The following is a 17,122-nucleotide window of genomic DNA, read 5'->3' on the forward strand; positions in this document are numbered from 1 at the left end:
GAGAGTAGGGAACTGCCAGGCATCAAATTTAGTGTGCTGATATGGCTCAGTTGGTAGAGCGCACCCTTGGTAAGGGTGAGGTCCCCAGTTCGACTCTGGGTATCAGCACCAGTTTTTAGGTTAATGTTCGGCACGTAGAAAAGAATTTGTCTGGCGGCTGTAGCGCGGTGGTCCCACCTGACCCCATGCCGAACTCAGAAGTGAAACGCCGTAGCGCCGATGGTAGTGTGGGGTCTCCCCATGCGAGAGTAGGGAACTGCCAGACATCAAATAAGTGAAAAGGCCATCCGAAAGGATGGCCTTTTTGCGTAATGCGTACTCAGAAAAGGCCAGATGACGGTGTCAACGCCCTATCCGACCTTTAGGATTGGTACCGTTATTGGTCTGATAAATGTAGCGCCGTTAATTGCAAGTGGCTGATAATATTAATGTATAACCTGCGATAAAAACGCTCGCGTACGTTCAGAACGTGGATTGGCAAAAAACTCATCCGGGGGTGCCTGTTCCACTATTTCACCTAGATCCATAAAAATCACTCTGTCGGCTACCGTGCGTGCAAAGCCCATTTCATGGGTGACACACAACATCGTCATTCCTGATTGCGCCAGGCCAATCATAGTATCCAGTACTTCTTTCACCATTTCAGGATCCAGCGCCGAGGTGGGTTCGTCAAACAACATAATTTTGGGTTTCATACACAGCGAGCGCGCAATAGCCACACGCTGCTGCTGGCCTCCGGAGATTTGTCCCGGGAATTTATGCGCATGTTCCGCAATACGAACCCGTTCAAGATAGTGCATGGCCAGAACCTCAGCCTCTTTCTTTGGCATCTTGTGGACCCAAATAGGGGCCAATGTACAGTTTTGCAAGACCGTCAAATGCGGAAAGAGATTAAAGTGCTGAAAGACCATACCGACTTCTTGCCTGACGCGCTCAATATTGCGGATGTCTTCGTTGAGTTCAATCCCATCCACCACAATGCGTCCTTGCTGATGCTCTTCCAGATGATTAATACAGCGGATGGTTGTCGATTTACCAGAGCCAGAAGGCCCACATAATACGATGCGCTCCCCCTGTTTTACCTTCAGGTTAATATTCTTAAGAACATGAAACTGCCCATACCACTTGTTGACGTTTTCCAGCGTAATCATCGCGTCGGTAGACGGCATTAATAATTGGCTCATAAATTCCTCAGTGCGGTGTACGCCCGGTGTTAAAACGTTTTTCCAGATGCTGGCTGTAACGAGACATGCTGAAACAGAAAATCCAGTAAATCAGCGCGGCAAAAACGTAGCCTTCTGTCGACATCCCCAGCCAGGCGGGATCGACGGTTGCTTGTTGTACGCTACTAAAAAGATCAAACAGACCTATGATGATGACCAGGCTGGTATCTTTGAACAGCGCGATAATCGTGTTGACCAGGCCGGGAATAACCAATTTAAGCGCCTGGGGAAGAATAACCAGTCCCTGCGTCTTCCAGTATCCTAGTGCCAGTGACTCGGCGGCTTCATACTGCCCCTTTGGTAAGGCTTGTAATCCTCCGCGTACCACCTCCGCGACATAGGCAGACTGGAAAAGGATCACCCCAACCAGCGCGCGAATTAGTTTGTCGATGCTGGTACCTTCCGACATAAACAATGGCAGCATCACTGAGGACATAAACAGCACGGTGATCAACGGTACTCCACGCCAGAACTCAATGAAAATAACGGATAAAATCCGCACGACGGGCATATGAGAACGACGACCTAATGCCAGTAAAATTCCCCATGGAAGTGCACCGGCAATACCGACGGAGGCGATAATCAGGGTTAGCGTTAATCCTCCCCACTGCCGGGTTTCGACACGTTCGAGACCGAAAAAACCACCGTACATCAGCCACCAGACCACAATGGGGTAAACCACTGCCCAGACGGCGATATAGCGACCACGGTGGGACATGGCTTTCCAGAACATCGGGGCGATAGAAAGCAGACCGATAACCAGGGCCAGATTTACTCGCCAACGCTGATCGTGTGGATAGAGTCCATACATAAATTGGCCAAAGCGTTCATGGATGAACACCCAGCAGGCTCCTGCTTTCGTACAATCTGCCCGGGTAGATCCTACCCAGTTCGCCTGTAGAAATGCCCAGTTCAATAGAGGGGGAATAAACGCCCACATTAACCACACGCACAACAGCGTGAGCAGGCTATTTGACCAACTAGAGAACAGGTTCTTGCGTACCCACAAAATAACGCGTCCTGCGTGATTACTGTTCTGGCGCGTGGGGTGAGACAGCAGTGCTTTTGTCATCATGGCTCCTTAGCGCTCAATCAGTGCGATCCGACGGTTATAAATATTCATCAACAGAGAAATGCTCAGGCTGATGATCAGATACACCGACATGGTAATAGCAATGGTTTCAATGGCCTGTCCTGTTTGGTTAAGTACGGTCCCAGCAAACAGTGAAACCATATCCGGGTAGCCGATGGCTGCAGCCAGAGAGGAGTTTTTTACGATATTCAGGTACTGGCTGGTCAGTGGGGGAATGATGACGCGCAGCGCCTGCGGGATAATAACTTGGCGAAGGGTTACCGGATTTGGCAGCCCCAGTGAGCGTGCTGCTTCGTGCTGACCATAAGGCACGGCCTGAATACCCGCGCGAATAATTTCTGCAATAAATGCGGAGGTATACACCGAAAGTGCCAGCGTCAGCGCAGCCAGTTCTGGAATAAGCACCATGCCGCCACGGAAGTTAAAGCCGCGTAGTTCAGGCACATCCCAGTGTAGCGCTGCACCAAAAATCCACTGTGAAAGCATCGGTAAAAAAGCGAACAGCGCCAGGGCCGTAGGCCAGGTCCGTCGTAACCGACCTGTTTTAGTCTGATGCATTTTATTAAAGCGAAATAACCCAATAGAGATGATGGCAGCAATCAGGGCGGCAGCGCAAAAGGCAACAAGACCCTCTGCCATTTGTGGTGCCGGAATATAGAGCCCGCGGTTGCTCAGGAATGCGATATCCAATGCGTTAACAGCCTGGCGTGGGCCAGGTAAATTACGTAATACAGCAAAATACCAGAAGAAGATTTGCAGCAGCGGGGGAATATTGCGGAACGTTTCGATATAAATCGTTGAGAGCTTGCGCAGTAACCAGTTATCCGACAACCGCGCCAGTCCGAGAAAAAAACCGAGAAATGACGCGAAAATAATGCACAGCGCTGAGACTAACAGTGTATTAAGCAGACCGACCAGAAAGACCCGGCCATAGGTATCGCCCTGCTCGTAATCAATCAGATGCTGAACAATGCCAAATCCGGCACTGCGATCGAGAAAAGAAAACCCCGAGGTAATACCGCGGCTGCTCAGGTTATTAATCGTGTTATGAATGAGGTAGACCGCAATGCTGACGACCGCAATGACGGCGAGTATTTGAAATAACCAGGCGCGGACCGCAGGGTTAGAAAAGGAGAATGATCCTTTTACGCTTGAGCGGCGATGGGGCATAAGAAAACCTCAGTAACTGTGACTCTGGGCTGAGCGCCGCAGCTGCGGCGCCCGTTACATCGCTACGGATTAACGCACCGGCGGTGCGTATTGGATGCCGCCGTTATTCCAGAGGTTGTTCTGTCCGCGTTTGATCTTCAGCGGGCTTTCCGATCCCACGTTACGTTCAAAGATCTCCGCGTAATTTCCTACCTGCTTAATAATATGGTAAGCCCATTTGTTATCGAGCTTCAGATCCTTGCCGTAGTCACCTTCTTTGCCTAGCAGGTGAGCCATATCCGGTGTTGCCGGGTTAGCTGCTTTTTCATCAACGTTTTTCGAGTTAACACCCATCTCTTCAGCGTTCAGCATGGCGAACAGGGTCCAGCGAACAATGGAAAACCACTCGTCATCTCCACGGCGGACGACAGGTCCCAGCGGCTCTTTGGAGATAACTTCAGGCAGGACGATCCATTCTGCAGGATTGCTTAGCTTGATTCGCAGGGCATACAGCTGAGACTGGTCGGAGGCAAGCGTATCGCAGCGACCAGATTCCAGTGCCTTGGCGGATTCGTCCGATCGGTCAAAGGTGACGGGGGTGTACTTCATGTTGTTGGCCTTAAAGTAATCGGCCACGTTCAGTTCGGTATCCGTACCTGCCTGAATACACACCGTTGCGCCATCCAGTTCTTTAGCGCTCTTCAGACCAGCTTTATTGTGGGTGAGAAAACCAATGCCATCGTAATATGTTACACCAGTAAAGGACATGCCCATACCAGCATCACGAGAAGAGGTCCAGGTGGTGTTACGTGAGAGAAGATCGACTTCGCCGGACTGTAACGCTGTGAAGCGTTCTTTGGCGGTGAGTGGGGTATATTTTACTTTTGTATCATCACCGAATACGGCAGAGGCAACACCGCGGCAAACATCGACATCAATACCCGAAAATTTACCGTTCGCATCGGCGTAAGAAAAACCAGGCAAACCATCACTGATACCACATTGTACAAATCCTTTTTTCTTTACGGCATCAAGCGTTGCGCCGGCATGTGCCTGATTTGCAATCGCAAGCATCACGCCGGCCGCAGCCAGGCTGGCTATTATCATCTTTTTCATAGAGCATCCTGTGTGGAGGAATTATTGTTATGGAGACGTTTTGAAAACGTCTTTTACCTGTCTGTGGCTTTGGCCATACTCTTCTAAGCAAAGGTAGTGCCAGTTTTTTGCGACCGAATATTCGACGCAATATGCAGAGTGTAGACAGGAAAAAATAAATGCAGCGCCCTGAAGTGGTGCAAAATTGAAACGTAAGCCACATTTCGGCGCAAAAAATTTAAAATTCAGACAGGACGCAGGATAACGATTTCGGGCGGTAATATTGATGACGTGAGAATAACGATAGGAGGACATGTTGTTACGAAGAATACAAAAAATGCTAATTTCACATCGCGGATATGTGAGTGGAATCTATAATAATCTTATTCTATGATTGATGTCTTACACCAACCTTTTGTCTTATATGATAATTATCATTCTGATTAAAAGCGCGGCAGGTACCGCGCTTTTAAGAAGATTCATTTGGTTAGGGCAACGATCCCAAGCGTTAGGCCGGCAATGGCAGCAGCACCACCGGCGATTGCACCTGCTGTTTCCCAGTTATCCTGCGTGGTGCCCTTCATACAGGTATTGGTATGAACCAGGCGGCCCTGATCGTCATAGACAGGTACGCAAGGAGAATCGTGTGCACAGCCTGCCAGTAATGCTGTCAGCAATGCAACGGAAATTAATCTTTTCATGGTGTTACCTCTAAAATAAACGTTTCGCTAATAAAGCAAAGACAAACGCAAAGCCATCTGCGAAATCGAAAGCTATTTTACCACCTCTTAAAAAAAGACTGACATGAGGAATAATCTCAATTCGTGTGGTTTGTAAACATAATGAATAAAGCAGATAGCAATAAATGCTTTTTTCTGAGGGGTGGGAAAAAATAAATGGCTATCTTATTAATAAATAAAGATCTCAATATCCGGTAAAAAGGCGTCCGTAGACGCCTTTATTTTACAAATTAATCATTGTGTCGACTAAAACGTCGTCTAACGACAACAAAGAAGACAGGAACGAAGAAGATAGCGAGCAATGTGGCGGTGAGCATTCCCCCCATCACACCGGTACCAACCGCATTTTGTGCGCCACTACCTGCGCCGCGACTGATTACCAACGGCATAACCCCCAGAATAAAGGCCAGCGAAGTCATCAGGATTGGGCGAAGACGCATGCGGGAGGCTTCCAGCGTCGCTTCAATCAAGCCTTTACCCTCTTTATCCATCAGGTCTTTGGCAAATTCCACAATCAGTATGGCGTTTTTGGCAGAGAGACCGATGGTGGTAAGCAGGCCGACCTGGAAGTACACATCGTTATTCATTCCGCGCAGCGACGCGGCCAGTAGCGCACCCACAACACCCAGTGGAACCACGAGCATGACGGAGAAGGGAATCGACCAACTCTCATACAATGCGGCAAGGCAAAGGAAGACAACGATTAACGAGATGGCATACAACGCAGGTGCCTGGTTACCTGACAGGCGTTCCTGGTAAGACATACCGGTCCAGTCATGACCGATACCGGTTGGCAGTTTTTCTGCCAGGCTTTCCATCATCGCCATGGCTTCACCGGTACTTCTACCCGGTGCGGCCTCTCCCAGTAGCTCCATTGATGGCATACCGTTGTAGCGTTCCAGCCGCGGTGAACCATAGACCCATTGAGAAGAGCTAAATGTTGAGAATGGCACCATTTCGCCATTGGCGCTGCGGACATACAAATTATTGATGTCTTCCGGCAACATACGGAATTTTGCATCAGCCTGGACGTACACTTTTTTCACGCGGCCGCGGTCAATGAAGTCATTGACGTAGTAGCCGCCCAGTGCAGCGGAAATGGTTTCGTTAATATCAGATAGCGAAACACCCAGCGCCTGCGCTTTTTCCTGATCGACATCCAGCTTGAACTGTGCAGTATCTTCCAGGCCATTAGGGCGTACACGAACCAGCAGGTCCGGGTGTTGGGCGACCATCCCCATCAACTGATTACGTGCCTGGGTTAACGCCGTGTGTCCCAGTCCTCCCTGGTCAATCAGCTCAAAGTCAAAGCCAGTTGCCGTGCCCAATTCAACAATGGCGGGCATGTTGAAGGGGAATACCAGGCCATCACGAATCTGGCTAAAGGCGCGGGTTGCACGGGCAATAATCGATTCAACGTTATTTTCCGTTCCGCTACGCTCTTCCCAGGGCTTGAGGCTGACAAACGCCATCCCTGAGTTTTGCCCTTGTCCGCTGAAGCTAAAGCCGTTAACCGTAAAGACGCTTTCAACGTTGGCTTTCTCCGTGTTCAGGTAGTAGTGGGTGACCTGATCCAGCACCTTTTGGGTACGTTCTTGTGTTGCGCCAGCCGGAAGTTGAATCATGGTCAGGAATACGCCCTGATCTTCTTCCGGCAGAAAGGAGGTGGGTAGGCGCATAAACAGCACCGCCATTCCCACAACGATTACCAGATAGACGACCAGATAACGTCCGGTTTTACGAATAATGCCACTGACGCTATTGGTATAGTGGTTGACGCTGTGATCGAATTTGGCATTAAACCAGCCGAAGAAGCCGCTCTTTTTCTCGTGGTGCTCTGCTGACACCGGTTTGAGCAATGTGGCACAGAGCGCAGGGGTCAAAATCAATGCGACCAGCACCGAAAGTGCCATGGCAGAAACGATGGTGATTGAGAACTGGCGGTAAATTGCCCCGGTGGAACCACCAAAGAAGGCCATCGGGATAAACACCGCAGACAGCACCATGGCGATACCCACCAACGCCCCCTGAATCTGCGACATGGATTTCTCCGTCGCCTCTTTGGGGGGGAGATTTTCTTCTATCATCACGCGTTCAACGTTCTCGACCACCACTATCGCATCATCGACCAACAGGCCGATGGCGAGTACCATCCCGAACATCGTCAGGGTGTTTATCGAGTAGCCAAATGCTGCCAGTACGGCAAAGGTACCCAGTAATACGACGGGCACGGCGATGGTAGGAATGAGCGTGGCGCGGATGTTTTGCAGAAACAGGTACATCACGAGGAACACCAACACGATCGCTTCGAACAGTGTTTTCACTACCTCATGAATAGAGATGGTGACGAACGGCGTGGTGTCATATGGGTAAACAACCTTCATTCCCTGCGGGAAGAACGGTTGCAGTTCGACCAGTTTAGCTTTAATTGCGTTGGCGGTATCCAGCGCGTTAGCACCGGTAGCCAGCTTGATACCAAGGCCGGATGCCGGTTTACCGTTAATACGGGCAACGACGTTGTAGTTTTCTCCACCTAACTCAATGCGCGCCACATCCTTCAAGTGAACAACAGAGCCATCACTGTTCACGCGTAAAGTCACTTTGCCGAACTCTTGTGGATCTTTCAGGCGTGTTTGCGCAATTATCGAAGCGTTAAGCTGCTGATTAGGTAATGCAGGTGTCCCGCCTAACTGGCCTGCGGCTATCTGATCGTTTTGCACCTTCAACTGGTTAATGACATCAACCGGTGTGAGCTGGTATTTGTTCAATAAATTCGCATCCAGCCAGATACGCATGGCGTACTGTGCACCAAACAGCTGCACGTCGCCCACGCCGTTTAAACGACTGATGGAGTCTTTAATGTTTGAGGCGACATAGTCCGAGATGTCATCTTGTGTGGTCTGTGGATTGTCAGAAACAAAGCCCGCGACCATCAAAAAGCTACTGCTTGATTTCTCAACGCCGATACCCTGCTGCTGGACTTCCTGTGGCAGTAATGGGGTCGCGAGCTGCAGTTTGTTTTGTACCTGTACCTGAGCGATATCAGGATCGGTGCCGGACTGGAACGTCAGCGTGATAGTCACGCTGCCAGCTGAGTCGCTGGTGGATGACATATACATCAGGTTATCGATACCGTTCATGTTTTGTTCGATAACCTGTGTGACCGTGTCCTGCACGGTTTGCGCATCCGCACCTGGGTAGGTTGCGGAAATCGCAACGGCAGGAGGGGCAATAGTAGGATACTGCGCCACGGGCAGCTGCATGATTGCCAGCGCACCCGCCATCATCAAAATGATGGCCAGTACCCAGGCAAAGATAGGACGCCTAATAAAAAAGTTTGCCATGTCCTGTTACCTTATTGCGCCGCAGTCGCTGCAGGGACATCGGTGGTGGCTTTAACCTGCACGCCAGGGCGCGCTTTCTGTAAACCACTTACGATGACTTTGTCACCCGACTGTAAGCCTTCGCTAATCAGCCACTTGTCGCCAATAGCTTGCACGGCGACGACTGGGCGAATTTCAGCCTGGCTCTTGTCGTTAACGACCATCACGGTGGCATCGCCGCGCGGCGTACGCGTCACGCCCTGCTGTGGAACGAGGATGGCATTGGGTTGAACGCCTTCATCAACGCGTGCGCGCACAAACATACCGGGTAGCAGAGTGTGCTGCGGGTTAGGGAATACGGCTCGGAGAGTGATTGACCCAGTGCTTTCATCAACCGTCACGTCAGAAAATTGCAATGTGCCTTTCAGCGGGTATGACTGGCCATTTTCCATCACCAGTTCGACGGTGCTGCTGGTGTTGTCTTTATGCAGACTGCCTTGTGCAATAGACTGTTTGAGGCGCATAAAGTCGTTACTGGACTGCGTCACATCGACGTAAATCGGATCGAGCTGTTGCACGGTAGCGAGCGCTGTAGCCTGACCATTAGTGACAAGTGCGCCCTCGGTGACGCTAGATTTACCGATGCGTCCGCTAATCGGTGATGTCACTTTGGTGTAGGCAAGGTTAATACGCGCGCTTTCGACAGCCGCTTTGGCAGCAATAACGGAGGCATCGGCCTGACGTGCGTCAGCAATGGCCTGATCGTACTCTTGCTGGCTGATATATTTTGTTCCGACCAGAGGAACATAACGTTTTACCGTTAAGTGCGCGATTGCCGCTGCGGCTTCGTTTTTTGCCAGTTCGCCTTTGGCGCTGTCGTAGTCAGCCTGATAGGTCGCGGGATCGATCTGATAAAGCGACTGGCCAGCTTCAACATCACTACCTTCGGTGAAATTCCTTTTGAGTACAATCCCACTGACCTGAGGGCGAACTTCTGCAATGCGAAATGCGTTTGTACGCCCCGGTAATTCGGTCGTCACGGCTAAGGGGGCTGCCTCAACAACATGGACTGTCACCTGTGGCTCGGTGGGATGAGCTTGTGTTTCTCCCTGATCGTTACAGCCGGCGAGTAATGCAGCGGAGATGATGATGAATGAGGGCAGGAGCGAGAACCTGGCAGTTTTCGTCATTTCTATTCCTTAAAAAACCGAAAGCTCGTTATTTACCGGAGTAATGGCAGGTGATAACGCGCACAAATAAAAAATAATAGTTAGCTATCCTACAAATAATTAGCTTGCGATGTAAGCAATACTTATTTTGCGGCGTAATTCACGGCACATAAAAACAAAAAAAGAAGAAACAACTGCCCTTTCATTAAGCGAAGATTAGTCATGTTATGACTTGCATTAACACATATAGAAATAGGTATTGCATTGGTGAATGTATTTTTTTCATTTTATTCACATTGTTTATTTGTGCTGAGTGTATGTAATGAAATATTTTAGAACTCGTCTAAATAAAGGCTAAGTGATACATTAATTCCGTACAGTAAATATTAGATAAGAAAGTTTATCATTCCCTACTCTGTCTCAGGCATTCGAACCATGGCGAGAAAAACGAAAGCTGATGCCCTCAAAACGCGCCAGCACCTGATTGAAACGGCGATTGTGCAGTTTGCTGCACGCGGTGTCGGCAATACAACGCTTAATGACATAGCGGATGCCGCTAACGTGACGCGAGGGGCAATCTATTGGCATTTCGACAATAAGAGTCAGTTGTTTAATGAGCTCTGGCTGCAGCAACCTCCCTTGCGCGATCTTATTCAGGACCAACTCATCGGACGTTGGGGTGACAACCCGTTACAGAGACTACGGGAGAAATTAGTCGTGGGTTTGCAATATATTGCAAAAATCCCTCGTCAGCAGGCATTGATGCAAATTTTATATCATAAATGTGAATTCCATAACGATATGATATCGGAACAGGATATTCGCGATAAAATAGGCCTTTGCCATCAAAGAATACGTGATTCATTACAGAAATGTATGGATGAAAATCTTATCGCTACCAGTCTGGATTTAGACGTTATCCTGATTATTTTACACGGGAGCTTTAGTGGGATAATAAAAAACTGGTTAATGAATCCAGTCAGTTATGATCTTTATGAACAGGCGCCAGTATTAGTCGATAACGTATTAAAAATGCTAAGTCCCGATGGCTGTGTGATGCAATTTGTTGAGCGTGAAAATCAGGTAGGGTAGTTTCGGCCGATCGCAGTCAGCCGCCATGGCATGACGGCTGGAAACGCGCGTTAGCGGATGCGTTATTCAAGGTCGATGCAGTTGACCAGCTTGAGGGGATTCACCGAGTTCATATTCCGGCACTTATCATGCTCTGTTGTCATTAACTCAATCCACTGTATGAGTAGGGCATCAAAAAGAAAAACAAAGACAGCAAAAACAACCAGCCACCAATACTTGCGAATCATTACCAAATCCTGTGTATTCATACCCAAGCGTGCAGGGAATATACACGAAATCTCTATGCTGAAAAGCAGACTTACAATGCTTTTACTTTGTTGAAATTACGTTGTTCTTTTCAGCTAATCGGCTCTTTTTAGACAGGTTTTTTGTCTTTCGCTTTTTGACCTTTGCAAGGTCATTTTCTGAAAAGTGGGAGCTAATGCTCAGTCTTCTAAGCCCCATTTTTACGTATTCATCATTGACTTCGATACCGATAAATCTGCGATTCAACGCCACTGCCGTCGCGCCCGTGGTGAAGCTTCCTGCGAACGGATCTAACACAATCTCACCCGGGTTGGAGGACGCGAGAATAATGCGTTCTAACAGCGTCTGAGGTTTTTGGGTCGGGTGGTTTTCGTACTCATCCATCAGATAGCGTACGCGGGGAAAATCCCAGACGTTACCGGGCACCTTTTTATGATTGTACGGCTGAGGTGGGTTCTTTCGGTAATCGATTAGCGCGCGCTTGGCGCCCGTTTTAGCCTCAACCAGAACGTCATCACGATTAAAGGTATAGTTTTTCGAGTCTTTGACCATCATCAAGATAGGCTCATACATTGAGCCAAAGAAGTTTTTGGCCTGGACTCCCGAGCTATCATAGGACCACACGATGCGGCTTTTGATGGTGAAAAGCTGGCGACATTTGAGGTCGATATACGGCATGTTCTCCGTACTGTTCATGATGTACATGGTACCCTGCGGCGTGAGTATTCGATGGCATTCATCGATACACTCAAACAACCATGCCAGGAAGGTCTCTTCGTCCCAGGATTCTACGAGCCCGTCAAAATCTTTGCCGATGTTATAAGGTGGGTCAGCAAAAATGAGGTCGACGCTTGTAGACGGCAGTTTTTTCAGTTCGGTCAGCGCATCACCGTGGATTATCTTTTTCGATTCATCGCCAAAATAGACGGGTTCACATCCTGCGTTCATCGTCAAAGCCTCCTTATGATGCTTATAAAAAAGGCGCTTCCCCATGCCGAGTAGCGCCTTTTAAAACAAACATGTAACTGATTAGTATCAGTTCATGCCGTATTTTTTCAGTTTTTTACGCAGCGTACCACGGTTGATGCCCATCATCAGGGCAGCACGGGTCTGGTTACCGCGGGTGTATTGCATCACCATGTCCAACAGGGGCTGTTCTACTTCAGCCAGTACCAGCTCATAGAGATCATTAACATCCTGACCATTCAGTTGAGCAAAATAGTTCTTCAGTGCCTGTTTAACCGAGTCACGCAGGGGTTTTTGAGTTACCTGATCCTGAGAGTTAACGGTAGAAACGGTCAGTACGTCAGAATTTACGCGTTGTTCGAACATAGTTCTGTCAGCTCTTTATTTCTGTTTACGCAAAATTTTCGAAGTATGCCTCCAACGCCGCCAGCTGTTCGCTGGAATCTTCAATGGCGTTGAATGTGCGCCGAAACTGGTCATTTGGAGCGTGTTCCTGGAGATACCAGGATACGTGTTTACGCGCAATTCGGTACCCTTTTGCCTGACCATAAAAGTCGTGCAGTTCCCGAACGTGCGCACAAAGCAAGCGCTTCACCTCTGCCAGAGGCAGGGGGGGTAGCAGCTCCCCAGTGTCCAGATAATGCTGGATTTCCCGAAAGATCCAGGGTCTTCCCTGAGCTGCACGGCCTATCATCAGGGCATCCGCCCCCGTATAGTCGAACACAGCTCTGGCTTTATGCGGGTCAGTAATGTCGCCATTCGCGATAATCGGAATGGAAACTTTCTGCTTAACTGCCCGAATACTGTCGTACTCAGCATCTCCATTGAACAAACAGGCGCGGGTGCGTCCATGAATGGTCAGAGCCTGAATGCCACAGTCTTCAGCCAGTTGGGCAATCTCTACGCAGTTACGGTGTTCCGGAGCCCAGCCGGTGCGAATCTTGAGAGTGACAGGAACGTCCACTGCATTGACGACCTCGGTTAGTATCGATTTCACTAAATCCGGGTACTGCAAGAGGGCTGAACCTGCAAGCTTGCGATTCACTTTTTTAGCCGGACACCCCATATTGATATCAATAATTTGGGCGCCGCTTTCCACGTTAATACGTGCAGCATCGGCCATTTCAACAGGGTCGCTACCGGCAATTTGCACCGTGCGAATTCCTGGTTCATCAACGTGCACCATCCGTAAACGAGACTTATCACTTTCCCAAACCTGCGGGTTAGAAGACATCATCTCGGATACCGTCAATCCTGCTCCCATCTCGTAGCACAGCGTCCTGAATGGTCTGTCAGTGATGCCAGCCATAGGTGCTGCGATCAGGCGATTTCTGAGCTGATATTGTCCGATACGCATGAGTTAAGAAATGACCATACTGTGACTGCAAGGCGGCGTATATTACGCATTTTTTGCACGAGATGAAAGGCCAAACTTTGACCAATCCACTGAGGTGGATCAATGAATTACCGTAAATGTGAACGGATGAAAATATTTAATTATATAAATCATTGGATTATAAAAATGTGTCTGTTTTATATACACATATAATTTTGCGTAACTTCTCATTTTTTCTTCGAGGTCAGGCGATCTGGCAAGATAATCTGCTGAATTAATCAGCAGATTATTGCGACATAATGTGACTATTCTCTCATTTCAGAACATGATCGCAGCGGTTCTGAGGATTACTCGACGATCACGCGACCATTGAGTCGTTGCTCTGGCCGGTTGTTGTTGTGATGCATAGCCTGGGTGAATTTTTGAGCTGTGCTTCTGAAAGCGTCATCGGGTGTTTCAGGATAATCCAGGTGACGCCTTCGGTGCAGGGAGGGGGTGTCAGAGAACCACTAAAGCGCCAGTAAGTCTTATCAATGGGCAGCAGTGCATTAAGATCCATCTGCGTGGTCACTCTGATGTCCTGCTCAGCTTGTTCGGGCATTGTTGCCCACAGTTTATAATGTTTACCATGAACGGTATTTTCGCTGGGGGCGTGAAAATGGAACTGCTGGAGGGTAAACGGTGTGCCGTCAATCGTCACGGTATCTCCGGTCGTGGTCTTTAGACCCGCCTGGATGGTATGGCCATTATTGATGAGCGTCACTGGGCCATCAGTATAGTGCGTGTCCAGCGGTGAGAGATGCGCAGTAAGCGTCGTGTCGATGTTGATAGGGGATTGGTTCATACCAGTCTGGCAGGTTTTATACTCCTTGCTGAGCGCGACCTTGCCAAAAGTTGTTTTCATACAATTCCTTCGGTGAAGGATTGATATGTATTTATTTTTAACTTCAATGAATTAAGTGGTTATTTTAGCGTAAGGGCGTAAGGGCGTAAGGGCGTAAGGGCGTAAGGGCGTACGGGCGTACGGGTGGGTGTACAAAAAACGGGAAAGACGTGGCCTGCGAAGAGGCCACGAGGGGAGTTTATTTTTTCCTGCCAGTAATGCGGCACCACTCTTCTTTCTCGATCACCGGATCGAGCGTAAAGAGATCGGCGTAGGCTTCGCAGACGCTGTCCGCCTGGCTGGCAAGAATACCGGAAAGGCCCAGTAAGCCGCCCTCAACCGGCAACACGCTTATTAACGGTGCCAGTTCACGCAATGGGCCAGCAAGGATGTTGGCAACCACCACGTCGGCTTTCATGGCTTCTGGCTGATCCTGTGGCAGGTACAGTTCCAGGCGGTCAGAAACGCCATTACGCTGTGCATTATCGCGGCTTGCCTGAATGGCTTGCGGATCGATGTCTACACCAATGGCTTTTGCTGCACCCAATTTGAGCGCTGCAATAGCCAGAATGCCGGAACCGCAACCAAAGTCGATCACCGTCTTTCCGTTCAGGTCGAGGCCATCCAGCCATTGCAGACACAAAGAGGTGGTTGGGTGAGTGCCGGTACCAAACGCCAGACCTGGATCTAGCATCACGTTGACGGCGTTCTCATCCGGCACATCGCGCCAGCTTGGGCAAATCCACAGACGTTCGCCAAAGCGCATAGGGTGGAAGTTATCCATCCATTCGCGCTCCCAGTCTTTATCTTCCAGCTGTTCAATTTTATGCACGAACCCCGCACCGAGCAGCGGATGCTGTTCCAGAAGGGCAACCACTTCTTTCATGTCGGTTTCTGCATCGAACAGACCCGTTACATCGGTGTCACCCCAAAGGCGGGTTTCGCCCGGCAGTGGTTCAAACACCGGCGTATCATGCGTGTCCTGGAAGGTGATAGAAACGGCACCCGCTTCCATCAGCGCATCGCTCAACTCTTCTGCATTAGCACCGGTGGTGTTCAGTTTCAGTTGGATCCATGGCATGGCAAAACTCTTTATTTATCAGTAGTCAATATGGCGGCTTGCGGGGCGGCAGAACCAAAACGGTTTCCGACCAGGAAAGCCAGCAAACTTAGCAGCAACGAGGGCACAATTGGATGGAAGCCCAGGTACTGAATGTTAAAGGTAGCGAGTATGGCATACAGCACACCGCCGACAATCATGGCGCTCAGTGCGCCCGCTGCGTTCGCTCGCTCCCAGTACAGGCCCAGCACCAGCGGCCACAGGAATACCGCTTCCAGCCCGCCAAACGCCAGCAGGTTGAGCCAGATGATCATTTCTGGTGGTTTCCACGCGGCCAGCAACAACAACGCCCCCAATAACAGGGTGATCACCGCCGACATGCGCTTCAGGCGGGTTTCATTTTTCAGCTGTTCCGGGCGCAGATTCAGGTAGAGATCTTTAATGATCGTAGCGGAACTTTGCAGCAATTGGGCGTTGATCGTCGACATGATCGCCGCCATCGGTGCGGCAAGGAAGATCCCCGCGGCAATCGGTGGCAGGACTTTTACCATCAAGGTGGGGATAACCAGATCCGGTACTGTCAGGTCAGGGAGCACCGCGCGTCCTAATGCACCCGCCAGGTGCATACCAAACATCAGGATTGCCACCACAATCGTGCCGATAATCATCCCACGATGGACCGCTTTACTGTCCTTATAAGAGATACAGCGCACGGCGGTATGCGGCAGGCCAATCACGCCAAAGCACACCAGAACCCAGAACGAAGTCATAAAGGTTGGGGACAGCATGTCATCAGCGCCTTGTGGGGTCACCAGTTTCGGATCGATCGTTTGCAGCGTCTCCACCGCGTTGCTGAGGCCGCCCGCTGCGTGGACCACACCCACAAGCAGAACAATGGTTCCAACTAGCATCACCATGCCCTGCATGGTGTCATTGAGTACGCTGGCACGAAATCCACCGAATGCGGTGTATAACGCAATACTGATACCAAAGATCAGCAGACCTGTTTCGTATGGAATACCCGCCGCGGTTTCCAGCAAACGTGCGCCGCCGATGAATTGCACTGTCATCGCGCCAACGAAAGCTACCAACAGGCTGAGGCTCGCCAGCCAGACCAGCAAACGGCTCTGATAGCGGGCAAACAGCATATCGTTAAGGGTGACGGCGTTGTAGCGTCGGGCCAGAATCGCAAATTTCTTGCCAAGAATACCCAGCGACAACCAGACGGCTGGCAGTTGGATCATCGCCAACAGCACCCATCCCAGCCCGTATTTATACGCGGCCCCCGGGCCACCAATAAACGAGCTTGCGCTGATGTACGTCGCGGTCAGCGTCATGGCTAAAACGACCCCGCCCATTGAGCGGCTGCCGAGGAAATACTCATTCAGGAACGTACCGGTTGTTCTCTTTCTCATCGCGTACACAGAGAGACCAAACACCACCACCAGGTAGGCGACAAGCGGCAAAATCACTTCAAGCTGCATCGTCATCCTCCAGAGGAATATCGCGATAGATAAATTTCACCATCGCCCAGCACAGAACAATGAAAACCAGCGGGGTTAGCAAGCAGGCCATTTCGAACCAGTGTGGTAAGCCAGTAAAGCCCAGCGTGGAGTCTGGTAAGTAAGCGGCTACTAACCATGTAGCAAGATAGAAAAGGGTCAGCCACAGCGCCCAGCGCGCCTCTTTATGGGCCTGAACAAAACGAGCGTCCATTTTTTGTCCCTTGTGGATAAAGAAAGCGGGG

At 49.9% G+C, this 17,122-nt stretch carries 15 protein-coding genes, 1 tRNA gene, 1 rRNA gene and 1 pseudogene; 3 read left to right on the top strand and 15 right to left on the bottom strand.

From position 1 onward, the window contains the following. Nucleotides 1-35: 35 nt before the first annotated feature. Both FDW98_RS18930 and rrf read left to right on the top strand, forming a co-directional pair. Nucleotides 36-111, top strand: a tRNA-Thr gene (locus FDW98_RS18930). 38 nt (nucleotides 112-149) lie between these two features. Next, a 5S ribosomal RNA gene (rrf, locus tag FDW98_RS18935) occupies nucleotides 150-265 on the top strand. Nucleotides 266-425: 160 nt separating this feature from the next. Here rrf and FDW98_RS18940 read toward each other — a convergent pair. The 7 genes from FDW98_RS18940 to FDW98_RS18970 all read right to left on the bottom strand — a co-directional run bounded on the left by FDW98_RS18940 (nucleotide 426) and on the right by FDW98_RS18970 (nucleotide 9,813). Then, nucleotides 426-1,184 (bottom strand): amino acid ABC transporter ATP-binding protein, encoded by a 759-nt coding sequence (locus tag FDW98_RS18940; protein WP_096755448.1) that lies wholly within the window; start codon nucleotides 1,182-1,184, stop codon nucleotides 426-428. Nucleotides 1,185-1,191: 7 nt separating this feature from the next. Further along, nucleotides 1,192-2,295 carry an amino acid ABC transporter permease gene (locus FDW98_RS18945; RefSeq protein WP_096755449.1) on the bottom strand — a complete coding sequence of 368 codons (1,104 nt, stop codon included), beginning with the start codon at nucleotides 2,293-2,295 and terminating at the stop codon, nucleotides 1,192-1,194. 9 nt (nucleotides 2,296-2,304) lie between these two features. Continuing rightward, nucleotides 2,305-3,486 carry an amino acid ABC transporter permease gene (locus tag FDW98_RS18950; protein WP_096755450.1) on the bottom strand — a complete coding sequence of 394 codons (1,182 nt, stop codon included), beginning with the start codon at nucleotides 3,484-3,486 and terminating at the stop codon, nucleotides 2,305-2,307. A gap of 69 nt (nucleotides 3,487-3,555) precedes the next feature. After that, complete coding sequence (locus FDW98_RS18955) at nucleotides 3,556-4,581, bottom strand: amino acid ABC transporter substrate-binding protein (protein WP_096755451.1); 1,026 nt, start codon at nucleotides 4,579-4,581, stop codon at nucleotides 3,556-3,558. Between the two features lie 458 nt (nucleotides 4,582-5,039). Then, nucleotides 5,040-5,261 carry a lipoprotein gene (locus FDW98_RS18960; protein ID WP_096755452.1) on the bottom strand — a complete coding sequence of 74 codons (222 nt, stop codon included), beginning with the start codon at nucleotides 5,259-5,261 and terminating at the stop codon, nucleotides 5,040-5,042. Nucleotides 5,262-5,530: 269 nt separating this feature from the next. Then, nucleotides 5,531-8,644, bottom strand: a complete 3,114-nt coding sequence (locus tag FDW98_RS18965) for an efflux RND transporter permease subunit (protein WP_096755453.1) — start codon at nucleotides 8,642-8,644, stop codon at nucleotides 5,531-5,533. 11 nt (nucleotides 8,645-8,655) lie between these two features. Beyond that, nucleotides 8,656-9,813 (bottom strand): efflux RND transporter periplasmic adaptor subunit, encoded by a 1,158-nt coding sequence (locus tag FDW98_RS18970; protein WP_137398929.1) that lies wholly within the window; start codon nucleotides 9,811-9,813, stop codon nucleotides 8,656-8,658. Between the two features lie 414 nt (nucleotides 9,814-10,227). Between FDW98_RS18970 and envR the strand changes: the two genes are divergently transcribed. Beyond that, nucleotides 10,228-10,884, top strand: coding sequence for an acrEF/envCD operon transcriptional regulator (gene envR, locus FDW98_RS18975; protein ID WP_096755455.1), 657 nt, complete (start codon nucleotides 10,228-10,230; stop codon nucleotides 10,882-10,884). Nucleotides 10,885-10,946: 62 nt separating this feature from the next. Here the strand turns inward: envR and FDW98_RS18980 are convergent, their stop codons facing one another. The 8 genes and pseudogenes from FDW98_RS18980 to FDW98_RS19015 form a co-directional block, all read right to left on the bottom strand. Further along, nucleotides 10,947-11,111 carry a DUF2556 family protein gene (locus tag FDW98_RS18980; RefSeq protein WP_048213464.1) on the bottom strand — a complete coding sequence of 55 codons (165 nt, stop codon included), beginning with the start codon at nucleotides 11,109-11,111 and terminating at the stop codon, nucleotides 10,947-10,949. A gap of 82 nt (nucleotides 11,112-11,193) precedes the next feature. Then, a complete protein-coding gene (gene yhdJ / locus FDW98_RS18985) occupies nucleotides 11,194-12,078 on the bottom strand; it encodes an adenine-specific DNA-methyltransferase (RefSeq protein ID WP_096755456.1) in 885 nt (294 codons plus the stop codon). 87 nt (nucleotides 12,079-12,165) lie between these two features. After that, nucleotides 12,166-12,462, bottom strand: a complete 297-nt coding sequence (gene fis / locus FDW98_RS18990; protein ID WP_000462905.1) for a DNA-binding transcriptional regulator Fis — start codon at nucleotides 12,460-12,462, stop codon at nucleotides 12,166-12,168. A 25-nt stretch (nucleotides 12,463-12,487) separates the two neighbouring features. Further along, nucleotides 12,488-13,453: a tRNA dihydrouridine synthase DusB gene (gene dusB / locus FDW98_RS18995; RefSeq protein WP_096755457.1), complete on the bottom strand. Its 966-nt coding sequence runs from the start codon at nucleotides 13,451-13,453 to the stop codon at nucleotides 12,488-12,490. Between the two features lie 326 nt (nucleotides 13,454-13,779). After that, nucleotides 13,780-14,336, bottom strand: a pseudogene (locus tag FDW98_RS19000) (carbonic anhydrase). A gap of 178 nt (nucleotides 14,337-14,514) precedes the next feature. Then, entirely contained in the window at nucleotides 14,515-15,396 is an 882-nt protein-coding gene (gene prmA, locus FDW98_RS19005; RefSeq protein ID WP_096755458.1) for a 50S ribosomal protein L11 methyltransferase, read from the bottom strand. 11 nt (nucleotides 15,397-15,407) lie between these two features. Then, nucleotides 15,408-16,859, bottom strand: a complete 1,452-nt coding sequence (gene panF, locus FDW98_RS19010; protein ID WP_096755459.1) for a sodium/pantothenate symporter — start codon at nucleotides 16,857-16,859, stop codon at nucleotides 15,408-15,410. Then, nucleotides 16,849-17,091: a YhdT family protein gene (locus FDW98_RS19015; protein WP_096755460.1), complete on the bottom strand. Its 243-nt coding sequence runs from the start codon at nucleotides 17,089-17,091 to the stop codon at nucleotides 16,849-16,851. The genes panF and FDW98_RS19015 overlap by 11 nt, the downstream gene beginning before the upstream one ends. Nucleotides 17,092-17,122: the final 31 nt, after the last annotated feature.

Source organism: Citrobacter sp. wls711 (genome assembly GCF_005281055.1).
Taxonomy (GTDB): Bacteria; Pseudomonadota; Gammaproteobacteria; order Enterobacterales; family Enterobacteriaceae; genus Citrobacter; species Citrobacter gillenii.